We start from the raw sequence: 23,283 nt of genomic DNA on the forward strand, positions 1-23,283 counted from the left end.
CACCACTGGGGGAGAAACCGTTGTGCTGACCAAGCTGTTGCGCATTCACCTGCGCCCGTACCGGCGAGACCTGTGGCTGATCGTGCTGCTGCAGTTCGTCCAGACCCTCGCCGGGCTCTACCTGCCGACGCTGAACGCCGACATCATCGACGACGGCGTGGTCAAGGGCGACATCGACTACATCCTCGGCGTCGGCGGCGTCATGCTGCTGGTGTCGCTGGTGCAGATCGCCTGCTCGATCGGCGCGGTCTACTACGGCGCACGCACCGCGATGGCGCTCGGCCGCGACGTCCGCGGCGCGATCTTCCACCGGGTACAGGACTTCTCCGCCCGCGAAGTCGGCCAGTTCGGGACGCCCTCGCTGATCACCCGCACCACCAACGACGTCCAGCAGGTGCAGATGCTGACGTTGATGGCGTTCACCCTGATGGTGTCCGCGCCGATCATGTGCTTCGGCGGCATCATCATGGCGCTGAACCAGGACGTCACCCTCTCCTGGCTGCTCGTGCTCGCGGTGCCGATCCTCGGTATCTCGGTCGGGGTCATCATCGCGAAGATGCGGCCGGCGTTTCGGCTGATGCAGGAGCGCATCGACAAGATCAACCAGATCCTGCGCGAGCAGATCATGGGCATCCGCGTGATCCGCGCCTTCGTCAAGGACACCCACGAGCGGCGGCGGTTCACCGAGGCCAACACCGCCCTGCTGGACGTCTCGCTGGTCGTCGGCAGGCTCATGGCCCTGATGTTCCCCATCGTCATGCTCGTGATGAACGCCTCCAGCGTCGCCGTGCTGTGGTTCGGCGGGCTGCGCATCGACGACGGCAGCATGCAGATCGGCGCGCTCACCGCGTTCCTGTCGTACCTGATGCAGATCCTGATGGCGGTCATGATGGCCACCTTCATGTTCATGATGGTGCCGCGCGCAGAGGTCAGCGCCGAGCGCATCACCGAGGTGCTCGACACGCACACCAGCGTCGTCCTTCCGGCGAACCCGATCAGCCCGGGCGAGGTGCACGGGCGACTCGAACTGTCCGATGTGGAGTTCCGCTACCCCGGCGCGGAAAAACCGGTGCTGCAAGGGATCTCGCTCCTGGCCAGGCCTGGCGAGACCACCGCGATCATCGGCAGTACGGGCAGCGGGAAGACCACGCTGCTCAACCTGATCCCCCGGCTGATGGACGCGACCGACGGCGCCGTGCGCGTCGACGACGTCGACGTCCGGGAACTGGATCAGACCGTGCTGTCCGACGCCGTCGGTCTGGTGCCGCAGAAGCCGTACCTGTTCGCCGGGACGGTCGCGAGCAACCTTCGCTACGGCAAGGCCGACGCCACCGACGAGGAACTCTGGCACGCGCTGGAGGTGGCTCAGGGCAAGGACTTCGTCGAACGGATGCCCGAGGGGCTGAACTCCCCCATCTCCCAGGGCGGGACCAACGTCTCGGGCGGGCAGCGGCAGCGGCTCGCGATCGCGCGGATGCTGGTGCGGCGCCCCGAGATCTACCTCTTCGACGACTCCTTCTCCGCGCTCGACTACGCGACCGACGCCGCGCTGCGGCGGGCGCTCGTGGCCGAGACCGCCGAAGCGACCGTGGTCATCGTCGCGCAACGCGTCAGCACCATCCGCCAAGCCGACCGCATCATCGTGCTCGACGAAGGCCGCGTCGTCGGCAGCGGCACGCACACCGAACTCATGGACGGTAACGAAACCTATCGGGAGATCGTGCTGTCCCAGCTGACCGAGCAGGAGGCCGCCTGATGAGCGCGCCCGAGTCCACCCAGTCTTCTTCGGACACCACGAACACCGCGGCCGAGCCGGTGGGCGAGCGCGCAAGCGCGGCACGAGGCCCCGGCCCCGGCGGCGGTCCCGTCCGTGGCCCCGCCGCCTTCATGGGCGGGCAACCCGCCGAGAAGGCCTTGGACTTCAAGGGATCGCTGAAGCGACTGCTGCGGCTGCTGCAACCGCAGCGCGCCATGCTGTACGGCATCCTGGTGTTCGGCATCGTCAGCGTCGCACTGAGCGTCATCGGCCCGAAGATCCTCGGCACGGCGACGGACCTCATCTTCGCCGGCGTCGTCGCCAAGGACATGCCGGCGGGGCTGAGCAAGGAACAGGTCATCGCCGGGTTGCGGGCGGAAGGTGACCACACCCTCGCCGACATGTTCTCGGGAATCGACTTCGTCCCGGGGCAGCGCATCGACCTCGACGCCGTCGGCCAGATCCTGATGTGGGTGCTGCTGCTCTACATCGTGGCGTCGTTCTTCTCGCTGCTGCAGGCCAGGCTGACCACGAACCTGGTCCAGCGGGCGGTGTTCGACCTGCGGGAGCGGATCGAGGAGAAGTTCGCCAGGCTCCCGCTGAGCTACTTCGACCGCCAGCCGCGCGGTGAGGTGCTGAGCCGGGCGACCAACGACATCGACAACCTCGCGTTGTCCTTGCAGCAGACTCTCGCGCAGATCGTGTCGTCGTTGCTGATGGTCGTCGGCGTGCTCGCGATGATGTTCGTCATCTCGCCGGTACTGGCGCTGGTCGCGCTGCTCTCGGTGCCGGCTTCGGCGCTCGTCGCGGCCAAGATCGGCAAGAGGGCGCAGCCGCAGTTCATCAAGCAGTGGTCCACCACCGGACGGCTCAACGCGCATATCGAAGAGATGTACACCGGGCACTCGCTGGTCAAGGTGTTCGGCCGCCGTGAGGAGGCCGAAAAGGTCTTCCGCGAGCACAACGACACGCTCTACGGCGCGAGCTTCAAGGCGCAGTTCATCTCGGGCACCATCCAGCCCGCGATGATGTTCATCGGAAACCTGAGCTATGTGCTGGTGGCCGTGATCGGCGCGCTGCGGGTGGCGTCCGGGACCCTGTCGCTCGGCGACGTCCAGGCGTTCATCCAGTACTCGCGGCAGTTCAGCCAGCCGGTCACGCAGATCGCCAGCATGGCGAACCTACTGCAGTCCGGGATCGCGTCCGCGGAACGGGTCTTCGCGTTGCTCGACGCGGACGAGCAGGAACCCGAGCCCGCCGAACCCGCGCGGGTGGAGGAGCTCCGGGGCCAGGTCGAGTTCGAGCACGTGTCGTTCCGGTACACCGAGGACACGCCGCTCATCGAGGACCTGTCGCTCACCGTCGAACCAGGGCACACCGTGGCCATCGTCGGCCCGACCGGCGCGGGGAAGACCACGCTGGTCAACCTGCTCATGCGGTTCTACGAACTCGACGGCGGCCGCATCACCCTCGACGGCGTCGACATCGCCGGGATGGACCGCGAGGATCTGCGGGCCAAGACCGGCATGGTGCTGCAGGACGCGTGGCTGTTCGGCGGCACCATCGCGGAGAACATCGCCTACGGTTCCACCGGCGCCACACAGGACGAGATCGTGGCGGCGGCCAAGGCGACCCACGTCGACCGGTTCGTCCGCACCCTTCCGGACGGCTACGACACGGTGATCGACGACGAGGGCGGCACGGTCAGTACCGGCGAGAAACAGCTGATCACCGTCGCGCGGGCGTTCCTGGCGAAACCCGCGATCCTCATCCTCGACGAGGCCACCAGCTCGGTCGACACCCGCACCGAGGTGCTGATCCAGCGGGCGATGAATTCGCTGCGCCAAGGGCGGACGAGTTTCGTCATCGCGCACCGGCTCTCCACCATCCGCGACGCGGACGTCATCCTGGTGATGGAGAACGGCTCGATCGTCGAACAGGGCGATCACGAAACGCTGCTGCTCACCGGGGGCGCCTACTCGCGGCTCTACGCCGCGCAGTTCGCGGAGGCGCTGGCCGAAACCGACTGAGCCAAATCGGTACGAAGGCCCCTTTTCCTGCTTTCACCGTGGGAAAAGGGGCCTCCATCGCACGGGAGGACCGTGAACGGCGCTAGGCTTGCGTGACCCGATCCGGAAAGGGGTGCGCCGGCCGACCATGGCGGAGAAACTCGGCGATTACCGCCGTAAGCGCAGACCGGGGCGGACACCCGAACCCCTTCCCGATCGCGATGGGGAGACCGGGGCCGACGATCTTTTCGTCATCCAGGAACACCACGCGAGCAGCCTGCACTGGGACATCCGCCTCGAACGGGACGGGGTGCTGGTCTCGTGGGCGGTGCCGAAAGGCCTGCCGATGTCCCCGGATCTCGAACGCCTCGCCGTGCACACCGAAGACCATCCGATGGAATACCTGACCTTCGAAGGCGAGATACCCGCCGGCGAATACGGCGGTGGCACCATGACGATCTGGGACACCGGCCGGTACGAAACGCTGCACTTCAACGACCACAAGGTCGAGGTCGTCTTCCACGGGAAACGGGCACGCGGCAAATACCTGTTCCTCAATGTGAAGAAGGACGGCAAGGAGCGCGGCTGGCTGCTCAAACGGCTCGATCCCGCCGATCCCGGCCGCGCGGAACTCCCCTCGTTCCTCGTCCCGATGCTGACCAAACCGGGCCGTCTCCCGTCGACCGCCGAAGACGCGGAATGGGCCTACGAATTCGACTGGTCCGGACGCCGCACCTTGATCCGCGTGACCGGGGGCCGGATCACCGCGTACGACGATTCAGGCGATGACGTCACCGGTCTGTACCCCGAATTCCGCGGGCTCGGCGAGCAGCTCGGTACCACGGAAGCTTTCCTCGACGGGGAAATCGTCGTCTTCGACGGCGGGAAGCCGAGTCCGGACGGGCTCGGGCACCGCGCGCGGGCGACGAAGGCTTCCGCGAAACGGCTCATTCCCCGCTATCCGGCGTTTTACCTGGTGAACGATCTGCTGCATCTGGAAGGCCGTTCCTGCGTCGGGTCGCCCTATGTCCAACGGCGAGAACTCCTCGACGAGTTAGAGATCACCGGACCGCATTGGCAGGTCACCCGGTACTACCTCGGCGATGGCGGCGCGGTCGCGCGAGCGGCCCGCGAACACGGACTGGCCGGCATCGTGGCCAAACGGGCAGGCTCCGCGTATCACCCGGGAAGGCGTACCGGGGAATGGCTTTCCATCACCGGAACCAGGGTCCAGCAAGTGGTGCTGGGCGGCTGGCGGCCGGGTGGCGGCAGCCGGGCGGGCACGTTCAGTTCGCTGCTGCTCGGCGTCCCGCATGAGGACGGCTTGCGGTACATCGGAAACGTCGGCGTCGGCTTCGCGGGCGACGAACTGGAGGAGCTGTCCCAGCGGATGTTCCGCTTGGAGCGCAAGACATCCCCGTTCCACTCCGTCCCGGACAAACAGGCTCGGGACGCGCGCTGGTCCCGGCCGACCATCGTCGGCGAGGTCGTCTTCGGCGGCTGGACCGACGCCGGCTGCCTGCGTAATCCGCGCTGGCGTGGCCTGCTGCCGGATGTCAGCGTCGAAGAGGTCGAACTCGACGGGGCCTAGCGCCGTACGTCCTCTCCAGCACGTCGGACGTCGAGATCGGCTCCGACCCCGCTGACGTCCAGGATCCGTGATACCAAAGAGGTCTTCACGATCACCGAGAACCGGGGCGCCACGGCGTTGGCCTCCTCGAGGACGTGCAGTCCCGCGCAACTGAGGAAACCAACGCCGGAGAGGTCAAGAATCACTTGCCTTCCCGTGACACACGCGCCGGTGAGTTCGGTACGGAATCGTCCGACGGTGGCCGCGTCGATCTCCCCCACCGCGGTGAGGACGACGACGCCGTCTTTACGGCGGCTGCTGGTCACGGCCAGGAGCGGCTGTCCGCCGGGTACGCGCTGGCCAGGCAACATTGGGGGCGCCTCTCTCCAGACCACCAAGTTCCCTCGACCGTACTCGGCGACGACGAGAGGTCAACCCGGGTTACCTCATTCGAGCCATTTCGGGCGAGAACTTTTACTCGACTCTTGCCATTCTCCGGCGAAACGCCGGCGCGCGGTCTCGGCGGAGGCGATGGAACGTCCATACAGGATGCCGAAGGTGAAAGCGTTTTCGTTCTCGGCATAGGCGCGGAGCCCGAGAAGCCGCAGGACCTCCCGGGTGACCACGACGTCGTGATGCGTGCCGAGCGTGGTTTGCACCGCCTTGACGTTCTTTTGCCATTCCCGGAGCTTCCTGCCGGTCACCGGCTGGACCGCGTCCGCCGCGTACCTGGCACGCTTGGCCTTCTTGCGCACCTCGTGCAACGCGGTGTCCTGCTCCTCGCCGCTTTCGAGCTCACTCGCCGCGGCGACGGCCTGACGCAGCTTCCGGTCCGTGCGCGCAACAGCCTTGCGTAGTTCTTTCTTGTCTTCCTTGATCTTCCGCGATTTGCCGACGAGTTTTTCCAGCGCCCGCAAAAGCTCGGTGTACCGCTTGCTGTCGAGTGCCCGGATAGCCCGCGCCTTCGACTCTTCGGCCTCACGCGCGAAGTGCCTGGTCATCAGCTGCTCGACGTTGCCGAGTACCAATTCGACCGGAAGTGCCTTGACCTCGTCGTGCAGGCGTGCGGCCATCACCTCGGTGTCCCTCGCCGGCCCGAGTTCGCCACCGAGCCAGCGGAGTTCGGCGGCGAGTCCGTTCGCCACATCGGCGTCGAACGAGCGACGAAAGGTCTTCAGGCCGCTGCGCAGCCGCCTGGCCGCGACCCGCATCTGGTGCACCGCGTCCTCGACGTCCCGTCGGACCCCGATGTCGTTGCGGCGCAGCACATCCAGCTGTTCGGCGAGATAGTCCGCCAGCACCGGTCCGGACGCTTTCCCCGCCGAAGGCACGAGCTCGTCGGTCAGCCGCCGGAGCTTCGACGGCCACTTCGACCGCTCCGCCCCCGCGCTCACGACGGCCTGGTCCAGGCTGTCGAGCACGGCGGGATCGGCGCCGGGCGAGAGTTCGATCTCGATCTCCCGCCAGCGGTCGAGGTGCGCCTTTTCGCCGCCCGCCTCACCGGTGACGACGTCGTCGGTCAACGTCGCGAGCTCGCGGCCCTCGGCGTCGAGCAAGGCGTACGACGTGCGCTCGGTGCGCAGATGCGCGGCCTGGACGAGTTTGGCGCCGAGGGTGTGCGCCCGTACCAGCTTCGACAGCGCGCCGGGCACCTTGTCCGGCTTGCCGGACAGCGGGAGGCGAAGTTCCTCACGCGTGTCCTCACCGACGGGCAGCTTCAGGTGCCAGCCCTCGTCGCTTCCGCCGAGCCTCCGCCGCAGCGTGATACCCGCCTGCGCGAGCCGGAAGTCAGGCGTGTCGAAGTACGTGGCGTCGAGGACGTCGACCCTCGGATCGGCCTGGTTCGTCACGGGTCCGACCGGGGCCAGCGGCGGAATGGCCCGGTCGGCCGCCAGGTCGTACTTCCGCTCGATCTCCGCCTCGGCGACCGGGGCACCGCCCTGCGTCTTCGTCACCACGAACTCCTTCTCCTCGGCTACCAGGAAGGATTACCCCGGGAAGCGGCCATCGGAAACCTCCCCAAGGTCACTCCTCCATCCGGTCGTACCGGTCCGCCCATTCGGCGAGCAGCTGACGAGATCGCTCCTCGGTCAAGGTATCGCTTTCCAACCGCGCGACGAGTGAATAATACGCCTCGACCGCCACCCGATCGTCGACGAACACTCCGGCCGCATAGGAATCCGTGTACACCACCGCCGGATGCTCCGTGAATTCCATGATGGTGAAAGAATTCTCGATCGTTCTGCTCACCTCGTTGCTTTCCGGGACGATACGAATGGAGCAATAGGGCAGGTTCGCCGACAGGACGAGGTGGAGCAGTTGCTCGTGCATGATCCGAGGCCCGCCGATGACCGAACGCAGCGCACGCTCGTGGACGTAGAACCGGCACTTCGGCGGCCGGTCCCGCCGCAGCAACCGCTGCCGGTCCATCCGCGCGCTCACGATCTTGTCCAGCTGCGCCTGGTCGCGGTTGCCGATCAGTTCGAAGGCGGTGCGGGCGTACGGTTCGGTCTGCAGCAGCCCGGGGAGGGTCAACGACTCGTAGCGCACCAGCGTGTGCGCGAGATTCTCTTGGATGGCCAGGGATTTCATCGGGTCGACGAGCTCGTCGAAGTACGGCCGCACCCAGTACAGGTCTCCGCCGGGCTGCGTCAGTTCCAGTAGCAGGTCCCGTTCGGGCTCAGCCTCGCCGCAGGTCGCGAGATACAGCGCCGCGTCCACCACGGACAGCTCGCGCAGCCCTTGTTCCCACCTCGTGACCTTGCTCTGCAACCAGCCGTTACGGCGGCTGACGTCGGCTCCGCTGAAGTGCCTGCGCTGCCGGAACGCCTTCATGCGGTGGCCCAGTTCCCGGGTCCGCGCCGTCGAATCCTTCTCAACCATGCGGGCAAAACTAGGGCCGAACTCCGGCCGCGCGGTGATTGCCACGCGGTAATTCACCTCAACTGCTGATAACTTGCGCTCGCGCATTTCCGCGAAGCGCCACTTCGCAAGCGAAGCGCCTTCGCGCGCGAAGGGTTCTTTAAGTTTATAGCGGAAGAAGGGAATGGGAGCGAGTTATTCGGAAGTGGCTTTGTTGCGGCATGGCAGGTGGCCGCCGCGGACCGGTCCCGCGGTGAGGTGGCGAGTCAGAGTGGTCCGAAGCGTCGGGCCACGCCCTGTCTTTGTCTGATGCCGGGGGGAGTACATGAAGGCCCCCTTCCCGTACCCAGGCGCAAGGAAGGGGGCCTTCATGTACTGGAGAGGGGGGAACCGAGGGAACGGGGACTTCACGACTCTCGCCAGCACCTGATATCGCGTTTGAGGCTTTAACACTCGCTCGCCAGGCCACAGCGAAGAAAGTTTCAACCGAAGCATCAACGATATGCTTGAACCTCATGAGTCAAGACATTCGAGACTTCCTGACCCCCTCCTGCGACCTGCTCGCCCTGGGCGAGCCGACCCACGCGACCCCGGTCTTCGCCGACGTCCGCAACGAGCTGTTCGCCCAGCTCGTCGACCGCGGCTTCCGCTCGATCGCCCTCGAAACGGATCGCGTGGCCGCGCTCGTCGCGAACGACTTCGTCCGAGACGGCACCGGATCCCTCGACCTCGCGATGAGCGAAGGCTTCACACACGTCTTCGGTGGCGTGGAGGCGAACAGGCGGTTGATCGCGTGGATGCGCGAGTTCAACGAAAGCCGGCCTCCCGAGGAGCGGCTCTCGTTCCACGGCTTCGACACCCAGACCGAGAACACCTCCGCGCCCAGCCCGCGGCGCTACCTCGAATACGCCCGCGATTTCCTGGAACTCGACGTGGACATCGCCGGCCCGGCCGGTGACGACGAACGCTGGAGCCGCACCGAAGCCGTCATGGACGCGGCTTCGTCACCTGGCGCCACGGCCGATGCCTATCGGCTGCGGGCGATCGCGGCCGAGTTGCTCGAGACGCTTCGCTCCCGGAAACCCGAGCCGGTCACGGACGACTGGTCGCGAGCCGAGGTCCACCTCATGGCAGGCATCGATCTGCTGCGCTACCACCGGCAATGCGCCGAACCTCTCGAGCCGCACGAGCGGTACGCACCCCTTGTCGCCACCAGGGACGCCATCATGGCACGGAACCTGCTGGACATCCGCGCGGCTGAAGCCGTTCATGGCAAAACGCTGGTCTTCGCCCACAATCTCCATCTACGCCGCCAGTCGAGCACGATGCGCATGGCCGGGACGGAGACCCACTGGTTCCCCGCCGGTGCGCTGGTGGCACCGCTGCTCGGCGATCGCTACACCTTCGTCGCGACCAGCCTGGGTCGCAGCGAGGCGATAGCGCTTGAAGAGCCGGAGCCCGACACCTACGAAGGATTCCTTCAGAAACACGTCACCACGGCTTGGGCCCTGCTCCCCGCCTCCGACGTCCCGCCCGCGAGCGTGCGGACCGATCCCACTCCGCGGCAGGGCTACTTCCCGCTCGACCAAGGGATGCTCGGCGACGCGGACGTGATTCTGCACGTCAGCGGCTAGGTCGTGGCTCTCAAAGCGCGCTTCCTCACCCGACCTGCCCACTTCAGTTTGGGAGAAACGCCCTAGCCGTCGAACCGGGTGACGCCTCCTGCCCTCGGAAGGCGTCACCCGGCCGCGAGTACGCGCCGCCACCCCCAGTCCCGCGAATTCGGGACGGCGCGAAGTCCGCTCACCTGAGCCGGAGTCAACACGCCGCCGCCATAACTTCGCCAAACGCCGTCGCCGGTGCTCCCCCGCCGGACTATGCCGGAGTCACCCTGGAGCGGATCTTCGTCAAGGCTTCACGAGCCCGGTCCCGCTGGCGCCCGCTTCTGTCCACGGCGGAAAGGTCCTCGAGCGCACGCAGTTCCCACACCGGGAATCCCAGCTCCCGGAACAGTCCCGCCGCGGTGCGGAGCCCTTCGGCGGCTTCGGACGCGACGCCTTCGTCAGCCCGCAAACGCCCGAAGCTCAGCAAGGCATATCCACCGCCGCGCCGGTCTCCGAGTTCGCGGAACGTACTCATCGCGAGACCCAGATGCTCGGCCGCCCGGCCATGCTCGCCCGCCAGGCGCAACGATTCGCCGAAGCTTCGATGCGTGTAGGCGGCGGCGTGCCGGTGCCCGACGTCCTCGAACAGCTCCAGTGACCGCGAAAGACACCGTTCGCTCTCCCCCGCGTCACCGGCCTTCGCGTGGAGATCCCCGAAACTGCGGAGAACGTGTGCCTCCCAATGGCGTTCGCGCGAACTACGGCTACCGATCAGAGCACTTGTCAGCAGCTCACCGGCCTCGTCCACGCGACCGTTCCGGCGCAGGACGTCGGCGAACCGCTTGGCGGACCGGTCGTGTTGCCGCCCGTCCTCGCAATGGAGCGAAAGCAACAGGCTCGCTTCGAAACATTCCTTCGCCCGGCGGAAGTCACCGAGGTCGTCCCACAGCGAGCCGAACTGGGCCGACGCCATCGCCTGCCCTGCCAGATCACCGCAGTCCCGCAACAGGTCCAGCGCCTCACGCAGCGCGTGGACCGCCGAACTTGCCCGGCCGGAGTCCGCGTCGACATCGGCGAGCGCGACGAGCGCCGCCCCGGTGCCCGGCCGATCACCCGCGGCACGGAATCTGGCCTCGGCCAGCGAGAAACAGGTCCTCGCCCGCGCCAAGTCGCCCGCGTCGGCGTGGGCATGTCCGAGTTTCAGCAGTTTCCGCGCCTCCGCGGGGAGATCGAGGCGATCGCGCACGATGCCGAACCCGACCCAGGCCGGAGAGCCGCCGTTCCGCGGTCCGACGAGATCGCCGTAGGCGTCGGCCAGCCGCGCGGCCAACTCGGTCCAGCCGTGGTTCTTCGCGGTCCGGACGGCGAGCGCCAGATTCTCGGTTTCCGCGACACGCCAGCCGATCGGATCGGCGGCGACACGATCCGAAGCCGCTGCTGGGGCGTCGTCCCGTCGAGACGGCGAGTATCCGTCGCCGAGCGCGGCGGACGCGTGTTCGGCCAACGCCGCCATGACCGTCAGCGCACGCCTGAGGGCTGCCGGATCGGGCGGTTCCCGGAGCGTGAGCCGGACGAGATCCGGCAACCGGTACCGAAGGAAGCCGGTCTGGTCCGGCTCGGCGTGGAGCAGGTGGTCGTCCACCAGTTCGTCGAGCAGCTCGGCCGCCTCGCGGGACGAACAGCCCAGCATGGCCGTCGCGAACCAGTCGGCGATCTCGGTGGCGCCGGGGAAATCGAGCAGCCGCAGGGAATTCCGCTGTCGTGGCGACAGCTCGGCGAGCGTTTCGGCGAGCACCGGGCGGACGGCGAGGTCACCCGCGGAGAGTTCGTCGAGGCGCAGGCGCTCGTTCTCCAGGCGTGTCGCGAACTCGGCGACGCTCAACCTCGGTCGCAGCAGCAGCTTCATCCCCGCCGCCCGCACCGCCAGCGCGAGGCCGGCACAGCGGGCCACCACCCGGCGGACAGCGGCGGGCTCGGCGGACAACCGGTTCTCTCCGGCGATCGCGCCGAGCAGTGTCCGCGCTTCCGCGTACGACAACGCGCCGACCTCGACCGGTCTGGCACCGGCGAGGCCGGCCAGCCGCCCCCGCGTCGTGACGATCGTCGCGCAACCGGGACCGCTCGGCAGCAGCGGCCGCACCTCCGCCTCCGACCGGCAGTTCTCGAGGATCACCAGCAGCCGCCGGTCCGCGGTGTGGCTCTGCCACAACGCGACCAGTCCGGCCCGGTCGGCGGGGAGTTCCGCTTCCGCAAGGCCGACCGCGCGAAGAAGCTCGGCGAGCACGTCACCGGTCTCCCGCAGGTCGGCGACGAGCTGACCGTCGGGGAACCGCTTGCGCGCCCGCCACGCGGCTTGGACGGCCAGCGTGCTCTTCCCCGCACCCGCCGCCCCGTGCAGTACGACCGGCGCGGGACTTCGCAGCGCGCGGGCCACTTCCGCCAATTCCGTCGCCCTGCCGGTGAAATCCGGCGTGGCAGGCGGTAGGCGGCACGGCGCGCCGCCCGCCGACCATCCGGTTCCGGCGATCCGGCGGTGGACCGCGAGCAGCTCCTCCCCCGGGGAGACCCCGGTGTGCTCCCACAGCGCGTGACGGCACCGGTCGAGGACGGCCAGCGCCGCGTCCCTTCGCCCGAGCCCGTGCAACGCCTCGGCCAGCCACCCGGTGAGGCGTTCGTCGGCGGGCCGGACGGCCAACTCGGGTCCCAACCGGTCGGCGACGGCCTTGTGGTCACCGGCCGCAAGCTCCAGCTCGACGAGTTTGCCCAGCACCGAACTCCGCTGGTCCTCCAGCCATATCCGGTGCGCCTCCACCAGCGGACTCGCCGGAACGTCGGCGAAGGCCCGGCCACGCCACAACCCGAGCGCCCGTTCGAGCAGCGCCTTGCGCTCGTCACCGGTCGCCCGCGCGGCCGCGGCGGTCAGCTCGGAGAAGCCGGTGACGTCCAGCTCCCCTTCCGACACCGTCAGCCGGTAGCCGCCCCGGCCGGACCGCAGCCGCTGCCGGACATCGTCCGCCGGCACGCCGGGTGACAACGCCTTACGCAGCTTGGAAACCGCCATCTGAACGACCGCGGCGGCACTCGACGGCGGGCCTTGCGGCCAGAGTTCGTCCACGAGGGTGTCCCGGTGGACGAACTCGTTCGGCCGGGTGAGCAGCACGGCCAGCACCCGACGGGGCTGAGCCGCCGACGGCAACGGGACCGAGGCCGCGAGGGGACCGAGCACCTGGAACTTCACGAATCACCTATCACCTGGACGGATGACCCGAATGTAACCCGGTGCTGTGCCCGTATCGGCGATTTCTCACCCGGATGGCCGCCCCCTTACTTTCCCGTGTACGCGAGCAGTCGATCCCGCAGGGCGGGTTCCTCCGCGAGGGCCTCGTTCACCGTGTGCTCCAGCAACGGCTTGAGGTCCCCGTATGGCCGCTTCGACCAGTCGAGCGGGCCCTGCGGCGGCTCCGGGTCGTATTCGATGACGAACTGGATCGTCCGCGCGATCTCGGCCCCGACGAGCCGCTCGACCAGGTGCAGCGCGAGGTCGATCCCCGCCGACACCCCGGCGGCGGTGATCACGTTCCCGTCCTCGACCCAGCGTTCGGCGACCGGCTCCGCCCCGAACGCGCCCAGCAGTTCCCGGAACATCCAGTGCGTCGCGGCGCGACGACCGTCCAGCAGTCCGGCCTGCCCCAGCAGCAGCGATCCCGTGCACACCGAGGTCACGAGTTCCGCGTTCGCCCCGGCTTTCCGCAGGTATCCGATCAACTTCTCGTCGGCGAGTGCCTTTAGCGTCGGAGCGGCGCCACCGGGTACGAGCAGCGCGTACGGCGACGGAACCTCGTCGTAGGTGTGGGTCGCCATGAGTTTCAGCGGGTTGTCGGTGGTGACCGGGTCCTTCGTCTCACCGACCACGACCGTCCGGTACTCCAGCGCCGTGCTCGCCATCCCGTCCAGCACGGTCAGCGGTCCGACCATGTCGAGCGGGGTCATCCCCGGGTACACCACGAACGCGATCGTCTTCTTGTCGTCTGTCATGGGACAAAGGTGTCGCAGGCGCGGGACCACGGTGGGCCGGATGTCCGGATTCCTGCGAACAACGTCCGACGGCCGGGTGCGACTGCTAGCGTTCGGTCATGCCGGGTTCACCCAGACGAGTGTTGATCGTCGGCTACAGCAACGCTGAGTTGCTCGACGTCGCCGGTCCGTCCGACGTCCTGGACGCCGCGACCAAACTCGGCGGCAAGCCGGGGTACGAGATCATGCTGGCCAGCGTCGACGGTCGCGGCATCCGCTGCGAGTCCGGGCTGACGCTGCAGGCACAGCACCGGCTCGACCAGGTGACCGGCGAACTGGACACGCTGATCGTCGCGGGCGGCACCGGGCACGAGGCGGCCGCCGCCGACCCGAGGGTCGTCACCCACGTCCGCAGGCTCGCGCAGCAGAGCCGTCGCGTCGCGTCGGTGTGCACCGGTGCCACCGTGCTCGCCGCGTGCGGGCTGCTCAACGGCCGCCGCGCTACCACCCACTGGCGGTTCGCCAACCGGCTCGCGACGAACTATCCGCAGGTGAACGTGGATCCGGTGCCGCTGTACGTGCGCGACGGCAACGTCTACACGGCGGCGGGCGTCACCAGCGGGATCGACCTCACCCTCGCGTTCGTCGAACAGGACCACGGCCCCAGCCTCGCCAGGGAGGTCGCCCGCATGCTGGTCACCTACCTGCAGCGGCCGGGCAACCAGGCGCAGGTGAGCATGTTCCTGTCCGGTCCGCCGCCCGAGAACCGGCTGGTCCGCGACATCACCGCGTACGTCGCCGAGCATCTCGCGGGCGATCTCGGCACCACCGTCCTCGCCGAACGGGCCGGGATCAGCACCCGGCAACTGACCAGGTTGTTCGACGCGCACCTGAGCACGACACCCAGCAGGTACGTGCGCGCGGCGAGGACCGAGAACGCGGCGAAACTGTTGTGCGGCACCGAACTTCCGCTGACCTCGATCGCGAGGCGATGCGGTTTCGGCTCCACCGAGACACTTCGCCAGGCCTTCCTCGATCACTTCGACACCCCGCCGTCGGCCTATCGCCGTGTCCACCTTCGGCAGGCGTTCGGCTAGGCCGTGTGCGGCACTCGGCGCGCACTGTGGAGGATGTGCGGGTGAACCGCCGCGACCTCTCCGACGACGACACCGGCCCGATTCGCCGGATCACGGACACCCCGTCCGATCGTTCGCCCGGAACGTCCCGTTCGCCGCGCCGGACGCCGCCGCTCGAGGCCACGCGGCGCCCCCGTCCCCCGGCCCAGCGGCCGCGACCGGCCGAACCGGGCGGACGTCGCGCCACCGAACCGAAGCCCGAACCGGTCGGCCACGGGCACTCGCACGGCCACGGACCGGCGGCGCCCGCGTCGCGCCGGGTCCGGCTGCTGCTGATGTGGCTGCTGATCCCGCTCGCCGTCGCGACCGTCGCCGGCATGATCCTGCTCTACCCGTGGGGCAAGGATCCGGCGAAAAGCGCCTTCCCCCAGGGGGTCCCGGTGAACGCCACGGTCACCGGGACGATCACGGGTCCGTGCCTCGCCGAGGGGCAGGTCCAGGTCGGCGAGCCGCCGCCGGACGCGAAACCGTGTCTCACCAGCGAACTGACGATGACCGATGGCCCTGGGACCGGAAAGTCGCTGAAGCTCACGCTGCCGATCGAGCCGAGCACGCCGCGGTTCGCCGCCGGGGACAAGGTGGTGCTGTCCTACAACGGCGGCGACGTCGCGAACCCCGCGTCGTTCCAAATCGTCGACTTCCAGCGGGGTACCCCGTTGCTACTGCTCGCCGGGTTGTTCGCGCTCGCGGTGATCGTGCTGGGCCGCTGGCAGGGGCTCGCCGCGCTGCTCGCGCTCGGGCTGAGCTTCCTGGTGCTGGCGCTCTTCGTGCTGCCGTCGATCCTCGCCGGGGAAAGCCCGCTGCTGGTGGCGATCGCGGGCGCGGGCGCGATCATGTTCGTCGCCCTGTATCTGACGCACGGGCTGTCCGCGAGAACCTCGGTCGCGGTGCTGGGCACCCTGGTGAGCCTGGTCCTGATCGGTGTCCTGTCGGCGATCTTCTCGGCCGCGGCGTCGCTGACCGGGCTGGACGACAGCACCTCGCAGCTGATCGGCTCGCTGGGGCACGGGATCGACGCGCGGGGACTGCTGCTGGCGGGCGTCGTGATCGGCGCGCTCGGTGTGTTGGACGACGTCACGGTGACACAGACGAGCGCGGTGTGGGAACTCCGGCGGGCGAACCCGTCGCTCGGCTGGCGTGAGCTCTACGGCGCGGGCCTGCGGATCGGACGTGATCACGTCGGCTCGGCGGTCAACACCCTCGTGATGGCGTACGCGGGCGCGGCGCTGCCGGTGCTGCTGTACACATCGCTTTCCGGTGTCGGACTCGGCTCGATCCTCGGCGCGGAGAACATCGCGCAGGAGATCGTGCGGACGCTGGCCGGAAGCGTCGGCATCGTCGCGGCGGTCCCGGTCACCACCGTGCTGGCCGCGCTGATCGCCTCGCGGGAGCCACAAGAGTCCCTGTAGTCACAGCCGCCCCAAAGCGCGAGCCCACCGCGCGATCACGGGCGGGAGTCGGTGCGAAGAGGCCGCACCCGAGATTCGCCGCGGGCGAACTGCCGGAGCTGGAAGAGGTCAAGACCCGGCCGGAAAGCTGGAGACCCGCACCGAATCCACGTGAGTGGCCACGGTTCTCGCGTGATTGAACCCGGACCTCGCGTGCGTCCAGCCGGATCTGGCGTGATTGAAGCCGGATCTGGCGTGATTGAAGCCGGATGACACGCGGTGCGTGAGTTCCGTCTCCAGACACGCGAGTTCCGCCTTTGATCACGCGAGTTCGGTCGCCAGGTACATGAAGGACCCCTTCATGTACCTAGGCGCAATGAAGGGGGCCACCATGTACGTCCGGCAGGCAAACGAGACAAGCACGAGCCGCACGCCTCCCGCGCCTTCAGTCCAAGGTCGCCACGAACCGGCTGACCGCTTCCATCGTGAACCGCTGGATGTACTTCCCGCTGGGCGCTGCCGAGGCGAGCCGGTAGAGCGGCCGCTCCGCCGCCGCGTCCCCGCGGGCCTCCGACTTCAGTTGCGCCACCAGCAGTTCCGAGAACACCAGGCCGTTCGCCTCGGTGTTGTTCAGCAGCGCGTTCGCCAGCTTGCGCAGTTGCAGGATGCCCAGCTCCCGGCCGCCCGCGCCGGAGTACACGGCCATGTCGACCTTCGCGACCTTGCGGCGCTTGCCCGCGTTGACCAGCAGGCTGACCGTCCGGGTGCCGCGTACGTCGCTGATCACCAGGTCGATGCGCTCGGCCGCGGTCAAATCGATCCGCCGCACCCCCCAGGTCCGCACGATGAGCGTGTCGCCTTCGAGCCAGACCCGGCGGCGCAGGTTGTAGAACATGACGTAGAGCAGGGGCACCGCGATCACGCCGGCGACCACGAGCCCGACGACCTCACCGCCGATCAGTCCGGCGATCCCGCCGAACGCGGCCGCGAAGATCACGACACCTGCGATGCTGGAGCAGCCGCGCCTGCGACGCAGTTTCGGGTCGTCGTGGAACAGCGGGAGACGTTCGGGGGTCTCCGGGGTCCCGGTCGGCTCGGCCATCACGCGCCCGTCCCGGCCAGGAACGGATTGCCCGCCCGCTCCTGCCCGATCGTGGTGGCCGGACCGTGCCCCGGCAGGACGACGGTGTCGTCGGGCAACGTCATCACCTTGGCGCCGAGGGACCGCACGAGCTCGTCGCCCTCACCGGAGGACCGGCCGATCGAACCGGCGAACAGGCTGTCCCCGGTGAGCGCGACGCGGCCGCCCTCGGCGGAGGTCAGCCCGAAGACCACCGAACCGGCGGTGTGACCCGGTGTGCCCGACACCGTGATCTCCAGACCGGCCAGCCTGAGCGGGCCATCGACGAGTGGCACGATCCCGTCCTTCCGTTCTCCGGCGTCCTGACTGAGCAGTGGCCGGTCCGCCTCGTGCAGATAGAGAGGTATCCCATGACGCGCGCCGACCTCGGCCGCCGAAGCGACGTGATCCGGGTGGCCGTGGGTGGCTAGCATCGCGACCGGGGTCAGGCCGTGCGCGGAAAGCGCGGCTTCGAGCGGCTCGACGACGTCCTCGCCGGGATCGACGATCACGCATTCACCGCCGCCGTCCGGGGCGAGCAGGTAGCAGTTGGCGTCGAGGGGGCCTGCCGGAAAACCGACAACCAGCACGAAACGCCTCCTCAGATCTTCCACCGAACAGGTGACAGGATGGCCCTGATCACGATCAAGTAAGCCTAGCGGCCCCTGTACGGGGGTCTCACAGCCTGTGCCCATAGACTTCCCCCACCTCAGACGTGTGAACATCGAGTGGAAACCGGGAGGGCGGGTGCCGACCAACCAGCAGCGCCGCGAAGCCGCGAAGCGCAAGCTCGAGCGACAGATCGTGCGACGGGCCGAAAAGGCCAAGCGACGCAAGATCGTCGGCTCGGTGGCGGTCGTCGGTATCGTAGCCATCGTGGCGGGCGCGGTGTGGTGGATCGTCAGCAGTAACAGTGGTGACGATGCCGCCTCCGACGCTCCCCCGAGCTCGGCTCCTCCGACCCCCGAGGTCACCATCCCCACGGAGCGCGCTCCGATGCCGAAGCGGCCGGCGCCGCTGGCGAACCCGGTGGCCTGTGACTACAAGGACGAAGCCGGCAAACCTGCGTCGAAGAAGGTGAACAAGCCGGAAGGCAAGGACGTCTCTTCGAACGGCACGGTGAACGTCGTGCTGAAGAGCACCGCGGGCGACATCCCGCTGACGCTGGACCGCGGGCTCGCCCCGTGCGCCGTGCAGAGCTTCATCAGCCTTTCCCAGCAGGGCTACTTCAACGACACCAAGTGCCACCGGCTCGGCACCACCGGCCTGCAGATGCTGCAGTGCGGTGACCCCGAGGCCAGCGGCATGGGCGGCCCGGGTTACACCATGCCGGACGAGGCGTTCAAGGAGATCAAGTACGGCCGCGGCATCCTCGCGATGGCGAAGACTCAGCAGCCGAACTCCGGCGGCAGCCAGTTCTTCATGGTCTACGGCGAGGCCGAACTGCCCGCCGAGTACTCGGTCTTCGGCAGCATCTCCGACGAAGGCCTGAAGGTGCTCGACAAGGTCGCCAAGGCGGGCGCGAACGCGCAGGCGGGCAACGGCGACGGCACCGGCCCGCCCAACACCGAGGTCAAGTTCACCGGCGTCACGGTCAACGCCTGACGTGAAGCTGGAGATCAACGGCGCGCCCGCCCGGTCGGAAGACCTGGCGGGCGCGTTCGGTTACGGTCATTTCACCGCGATGCAGGTCCGCCACGGCAAGGTGAGTACGTGCGTCAGGCGGCCCGGGGTGAGGACGCGCTGTCCGTACGGGGGCTGATCTTCTCCGGGCGATGGACTTGGTCCGATCCCGGCGCCCACTGCGCCTGCGGTCCGTTCGCTCCGGAGACGGGCCGGATCCTCACCGAAGCGTACGAAAGCAACCCCTGGGACGAGATCTAGCGCGAACCGACCTGGCCGCGAACGTCAGTCCGTGAAGGCCTCCTTGAGGGACCCTGGGTCCCTCAAGGAGGCCTTCACGGACACCACAGCGTGTCCCCTGTGGACACTCCATACAAGAGCCACTCTCGAACCGACCTCAGCGGTAGGTGAACTTCGGCGGCCGCCGCGCCAGAAACGCGGCCACACCCTCGGCGTAGTCCTCGCCGTGCAGGGCACCGAGCCGGATCTCGTCCACTTCGACGTCGGATTCCTCTTGTCCCGCAACGATCTTTTCGATGATCCGATTCATCCCGCGCACCGACGCCTGTGAGCGCGAAGCCAGCGTCTCGACGAACCTCGCCGTCGAGGCCTCCAGCTCATCGGCCGGGAAGACGTCGTTGAGCAGCCCGATCTCCCGTGCCCGCCGCGCGTCGACGAGTTCACCCGAGAGCAGGAAGTACTTCGCGTTCGCGGGGCCCACCAGGGAGACCAGCTGCCGTGTCGAGTCGAAGTGGTAGACGATCCCGAGCTTCGCCGGCGTGATGCCGAAGCGCGAACCCTCCGCGGCGAAACGGAAGTCGCAGGCGACCGAGAGCTGACAGCCGCCGCCGATGCAGTTCCCCTGGATCATCGCCACCGTCGGCTTCCGCGACGCGGTCAGCGCCGCCACGGCACTGTCTACGGCCTTGTCGTAGGTCTCGGCCGCCTCGGCGGTGGACCGCAGGTCCCTGAACTCGCTGATGTCCGCGCCCGCCGAGAAATGCGCGCCCGCACCGGTCAGCACGAGGACCTTGATCGCCGGGTCCGCCGCCACCCGCGCCACCACGTCCGGGATCGCCGACCACATCCCGTAGGTGATCGCGTTCATCTTCTCCGGCCTGGTGAACGTCAGCCGCGCGACCTCGCCGTCGCGAGTGAACTCGAACCCGTCAGTCATGGTCCGAACAGTAGCCGGGGGCCACCGAAGGTTACGACGCCGAAGTGACCCGATACACGTCGTAAACGCCCTCGACACCTCGGACCACCTTCAGCACGTGGCCGAGGTGCTTCGGGTCGCCCATTTCGAAGGTGAATCGGCTGACCGCGACCCTGTCGCGTGACGTCGTCACCGACGCGGACAGGATGTTGACCTTCTCGTCCGCGAGGACCTTGGTGACGTCCGAGAGCAGACGGTGCCTGTCCAGCGCCTCGACCTGGATCGCGACGAGGAACACCGAAGACGCCGAAGGCGCCCATTCGACCTCGACCAGCCGCTCGGGCTGGGCCCGCAGATCCTCGGCGTTGGTGCAATCGGTCCGGTGAACGCTGACGCCACCACCGCGCGTGACGAAACCGAGGATCTCGTCGCCCGGCACCGGCGTACAGCAGCGGGCGAGTTTGGCCCAGACGTCGCCGGCGCCCTTCACCACGACACCGACGTCGTTCGAACCGCGGCGGCGGGTGACGGTGGACGGTGTCGCGCGCTCGGCGAGCTCCTCCTCCGCCTCGTCGACGCCTCCGATGAGCGCGACCAGGCGTTGCACGACGTGCTTCGCGCTGGTGTGGCCCTCGCCGACGGCGGCGTACAGCGAACTGATGTCGGGATGCCGGAGTTCGGTGGCGACCGCGCCCATCGACTCGGCGGAGACCAGCCGCTGGATCGGGAGGCCGACCTTGCGGACCTCCTTGGTGATGGCCTCCTTGCCGCCTTCGATCGCCTCGTCACGGCGTTCCTTGGCGAACCACTGCCGGATCTTCGCGCGGGCCTTGGGCGAACCGGCGAACTGCAGCCAGTCGCGGCTCGGCCCCGCCGTTTCGGCCTTCGAGGTGAAGATCTCGATGACCTCGCCGTTCTCCAGCTTGCGCTCGAGCGCGACGAGCCTGCCGTTGACGCGGGCGCCGATGCAGCGGTGCCCGACCTCGGTGTGCACGGCGTAGGCGAAGTCGACCGGCGTCGAATCGACCGGCAGCGTGATCACGTCGCCCTTGGGCGTGAACACGAAGATCTCGCGCGAGGCGAGCTCGTAGCGCAGCGACTCGAGGAAGTCGCCCGGGTCCGCGGCTTCGCGCTGCCAGTCGAGGAGCTGGCGCATCCACGCCATCTCGTCGACGTCCACGGCGTTGCCGTTGTGGGTGCCCTTGGTCTCCTTGTACCGCCAGTGCGCGGCGATGCCGTACTCGGCGGTGCGGTGCATCTCATAAGTACGGATCTGGACTTCGAGCGGTTTGCCGTCCGGCCCGATCACCGTGGTGTGCAACGACTGGTAGACGCCGAACCGAGGCTGCGCGATGTAGTCCTTGAACCGGCCGGGGACCGGCTGCCACAGCGCGTGGACGACACCCATCGCGGCGTAGCAGTCACGGACGTCCTCGACCAGGATCCGCACGCCCACCAGGTCGTGGATGTCGTCGAGGTCGCGCCCGCGGACGATCATCTTCTGGTGGATCGAGTAGTAGTGCTTCGGCCTGCCCTCGACCTTGGCGGTGATCCGCGAGCCTTCGAGGTTGCCGGTCAGCTCGGTGATCACCGAGCGCAGGTACGTGTCTCGCGAAGGGGCGCGATCGGCGACCAGGCGGACGATCTCGTCGTACTTCTTCGGCTGCAGGATGGCGAACGCCAGATCCTCCAGCTCCCATTTGACCGTCGCCATGCCGAGCCGATGCGCCAGCGGGGCGAGGACCTCGAGGGTCTCGCGCGCCTTGCGGGCCTGCTTCTCGGGCGGCAGGAAGCGCATCGTGCGCATGTTGTGCAGCCGGTCGGCCAGCTTGATGACCAGCACGCGCGGGTCCCGCGCCATCGCGATGACCATCTTGCGGATGGTCTCGGCTTCGGCGGCCGTGCCGAGCTTGACCTTGTCCAGTTTGGTGACGCCGTCGACGAGCTCGCCGACCTTCTCGCCGAAGTCCGTTTTCAGGCTCTCCAGCGAGTAGCCGGTGTCTTCGACGGTGTCGTGCAGCAGCGCGGCGACCAGCGTCGTGGTGTCCATGCCGAGTTCGGCGAGGATGGTCGCGACCGCGAGCGGATGCGTGATGTAGGGGTCGCCGGACTTGCGCCGCTGCTCCCGGTGGAGCTCTTCGGCGACGTCGTAGGCGCGCTGGAGCTGCGCGAGGTCGGCGTTCGGATGCAGCTCGCGGTGGATGACGGCGAGCGGTTCGAGTACCTGTTTGACCGGCGCGGCGCGCTGCGCGGTGATCCGGCGGGCGAGACGGGCGCGGACACGGCGTGTCGCGGAGGGCGTCGGCGCCGCGCCCTGTCGCGCCGCGCCGTTCTGCTCGGTGCCGTCCTTCGAGGACACCGCGGCATCGAGCTCTTGGCTCACCCGCACCTCCTGCGCTTCGTGCGGCCTTCGGACGTCAAGAGTAGCCGCTCCCGTTCGCGGCACACTGGGGACGCCCGCTCAACACACCCGGAGGGTCTCCACACGACGCCCTTCAAGGAGGGAGCGACCGCCGAGCGCGGCGAGTTCCAAGACCACCGAAACGCCGGTGACCTGCGCCTTCGCGTCTTCGAGCAGTTTGCAGGTGGCCGCGACCGTGCCACCGGTGGCGAGCACGTCGTCGAGGACCGCGACACGCTGACCGGGCGCGACGACACTTTCGGGGAGTTCGACGGTCGCGGTGCCGTACTCCAGTGTGTACCCGACCCGGCCCGCGACCCGGGGCAGCTTGCCGGGCTTGCGGATCAACGCGACGCCGAGGCCGAGGGAGTAGCCGACGGCGGCGGCGAGCAGAAACCCGCGCGCTTCGACTCCTGCCAGCAGGTCGGCGTCGGGATCGACGGTGGCGGCCAGCGCGTCGGTGACGGCCTTGAAGCCCGCCGCGTCGGCGAAGAGCGGGCTCAGGTCCCGGAACAGCACACCGGGTTCCGGGAAGTCCGGCACGTCGGCGATCAGGTCGAGTGCCTTGTCCAGCTCCATGTACTTCCTGCTCTCCAGTCGTGCTTCCGGTCCCTGAACGCTAGGAACGGTCCGTTCCTCGCGGA

Annotated in this window: 18 protein-coding genes; 8 read left to right on the plus strand and 10 right to left on the minus strand. The window is 68.2% G+C overall.

Annotation, left to right across the window (positions count from 1 at the left end; translation table 11 throughout):
- Nucleotides 1–22: 22 nt before the first annotated feature.
- From ACZ6DT_RS12310 to ACZ6DT_RS12320, 3 genes are all read left to right on the plus strand, one after another.
- Complete coding sequence (locus tag ACZ6DT_RS12310; RefSeq protein ID WP_465592733.1) at nucleotides 23–1,756, plus strand: ABC transporter ATP-binding protein; 1,734 nt, start codon at nucleotides 23–25, stop codon at nucleotides 1,754–1,756.
- Nucleotides 1,756–3,786 carry an ABC transporter ATP-binding protein gene (locus ACZ6DT_RS12315; protein WP_465592736.1) on the plus strand — a complete coding sequence of 677 codons (2,031 nt, stop codon included), beginning with the start codon at nucleotides 1,756–1,758 and terminating at the stop codon, nucleotides 3,784–3,786. The genes ACZ6DT_RS12310 and ACZ6DT_RS12315 overlap by 1 nt, the downstream gene beginning before the upstream one ends.
- Nucleotides 3,787–3,913: 127 nt before the next feature.
- Nucleotides 3,914–5,356: a DNA polymerase ligase N-terminal domain-containing protein gene (locus tag ACZ6DT_RS12320; protein ID WP_465592739.1), complete on the plus strand. Its 1,443-nt coding sequence runs from the start codon at nucleotides 3,914–3,916 to the stop codon at nucleotides 5,354–5,356.
- Here the strand turns inward: ACZ6DT_RS12320 and ACZ6DT_RS12325 are convergent.
- From ACZ6DT_RS12325 to ACZ6DT_RS12335, 3 genes are all read right to left on the minus strand, one after another.
- Nucleotides 5,353–5,706 (minus strand): STAS domain-containing protein, encoded by a 354-nt coding sequence (locus ACZ6DT_RS12325; protein WP_465592742.1) that lies wholly within the window; start codon nucleotides 5,704–5,706, stop codon nucleotides 5,353–5,355. The genes ACZ6DT_RS12320 and ACZ6DT_RS12325 overlap by 4 nt on opposite strands.
- A gap of 75 nt (nucleotides 5,707–5,781) precedes the next feature.
- Entirely contained in the window at nucleotides 5,782–7,290 is a 1,509-nt protein-coding gene (locus ACZ6DT_RS12330; RefSeq protein WP_465592745.1) for a CYTH and CHAD domain-containing protein, read from the minus strand.
- Nucleotides 7,291–7,360: 70 nt separating this feature from the next.
- Nucleotides 7,361–8,218, minus strand: coding sequence for a helix-turn-helix domain-containing protein (locus ACZ6DT_RS12335; RefSeq protein ID WP_465592748.1), 858 nt, complete (start codon nucleotides 8,216–8,218; stop codon nucleotides 7,361–7,363).
- 494 nt (nucleotides 8,219–8,712) lie between these two features.
- On the opposite strand from ACZ6DT_RS12335, the gene ACZ6DT_RS12340 reads away from it, so the two are divergent.
- Nucleotides 8,713–9,831, plus strand: a complete 1,119-nt coding sequence (locus ACZ6DT_RS12340; RefSeq protein ID WP_465592751.1) for an erythromycin esterase family protein — start codon at nucleotides 8,713–8,715, stop codon at nucleotides 9,829–9,831.
- 241 nt (nucleotides 9,832–10,072) lie between these two features.
- On the opposite strand, the gene ACZ6DT_RS12345 is transcribed toward ACZ6DT_RS12340, so the two are convergent.
- Both ACZ6DT_RS12345 and ACZ6DT_RS12350 read right to left on the minus strand, forming a co-directional pair.
- Nucleotides 10,073–13,039, minus strand: a complete 2,967-nt coding sequence (locus ACZ6DT_RS12345) for an AfsR/SARP family transcriptional regulator (protein WP_465592754.1) — start codon at nucleotides 13,037–13,039, stop codon at nucleotides 10,073–10,075.
- Nucleotides 13,040–13,125: 86 nt separating this feature from the next.
- Entirely contained in the window at nucleotides 13,126–13,836 is a 711-nt protein-coding gene (locus ACZ6DT_RS12350; RefSeq protein ID WP_465592756.1) for a DJ-1/PfpI family protein, read from the minus strand.
- Between the two features lie 98 nt (nucleotides 13,837–13,934).
- Between ACZ6DT_RS12350 and ACZ6DT_RS12355 the strand changes: the two genes are divergently transcribed.
- Both ACZ6DT_RS12355 and ACZ6DT_RS12360 read left to right on the plus strand, forming a co-directional pair.
- Nucleotides 13,935–14,912, plus strand: a complete 978-nt coding sequence (locus ACZ6DT_RS12355) for a GlxA family transcriptional regulator (RefSeq protein WP_465592759.1) — start codon at nucleotides 13,935–13,937, stop codon at nucleotides 14,910–14,912.
- 41 nt (nucleotides 14,913–14,953) lie between these two features.
- Nucleotides 14,954–16,360, plus strand: coding sequence for a YibE/F family protein (locus ACZ6DT_RS12360; protein ID WP_465592762.1), 1,407 nt, complete (start codon nucleotides 14,954–14,956; stop codon nucleotides 16,358–16,360).
- A 424-nt stretch (nucleotides 16,361–16,784) separates the two neighbouring features.
- Here the strand turns inward: ACZ6DT_RS12360 and ACZ6DT_RS12365 are convergent, their stop codons facing one another.
- Complete coding sequence (locus tag ACZ6DT_RS12365; RefSeq protein WP_465592765.1) at nucleotides 16,785–17,441, minus strand: hypothetical protein; 657 nt, start codon at nucleotides 17,439–17,441, stop codon at nucleotides 16,785–16,787.
- On the minus strand, nucleotides 17,441–18,049 hold the full coding sequence (locus ACZ6DT_RS12370; protein ID WP_465592768.1) for an MBL fold metallo-hydrolase: 609 nt from the start codon (nucleotides 18,047–18,049) through the stop codon (nucleotides 17,441–17,443). Before ACZ6DT_RS12370 ends, ACZ6DT_RS12365 begins: the two co-directional genes overlap by 1 nt.
- 157 nt (nucleotides 18,050–18,206) lie before the next feature.
- Between ACZ6DT_RS12370 and ACZ6DT_RS12375 the strand changes: the two genes are divergently transcribed.
- Complete coding sequence (locus ACZ6DT_RS12375; RefSeq protein ID WP_465592771.1) at nucleotides 18,207–19,064, plus strand: peptidylprolyl isomerase; 858 nt, start codon at nucleotides 18,207–18,209, stop codon at nucleotides 19,062–19,064.
- Between the two features lie 108 nt (nucleotides 19,065–19,172).
- Complete coding sequence (locus ACZ6DT_RS12380; protein WP_465592774.1) at nucleotides 19,173–19,343, plus strand: hypothetical protein; 171 nt, start codon at nucleotides 19,173–19,175, stop codon at nucleotides 19,341–19,343.
- A 136-nt stretch (nucleotides 19,344–19,479) separates the two neighbouring features.
- On the opposite strand, the gene ACZ6DT_RS12385 is transcribed toward ACZ6DT_RS12380, so the two are convergent.
- The 3 genes from ACZ6DT_RS12385 to ACZ6DT_RS12395 form a co-directional block, all read right to left on the minus strand.
- Nucleotides 19,480–20,259, minus strand: coding sequence for an enoyl-CoA hydratase/isomerase family protein (locus ACZ6DT_RS12385; RefSeq protein WP_465592777.1), 780 nt, complete (start codon nucleotides 20,257–20,259; stop codon nucleotides 19,480–19,482).
- 31 nt (nucleotides 20,260–20,290) lie between these two features.
- On the minus strand, nucleotides 20,291–22,621 hold the full coding sequence (locus tag ACZ6DT_RS12390; RefSeq protein WP_465592780.1) for a RelA/SpoT family protein: 2,331 nt from the start codon (nucleotides 22,619–22,621) through the stop codon (nucleotides 20,291–20,293).
- A 78-nt stretch (nucleotides 22,622–22,699) separates the two neighbouring features.
- The gene (locus ACZ6DT_RS12395; RefSeq protein WP_465592783.1) at nucleotides 22,700–23,218 is read right to left on the minus strand and encodes an adenine phosphoribosyltransferase; all 519 of its coding nucleotides are present in this window, start codon (nucleotides 23,216–23,218) and stop codon (nucleotides 22,700–22,702) included.
- Nucleotides 23,219–23,283 lie beyond the last annotated feature (65 nt).

The sequence above is a fragment of the Amycolatopsis sp. NPDC041971 genome (genome assembly GCF_055588925.1).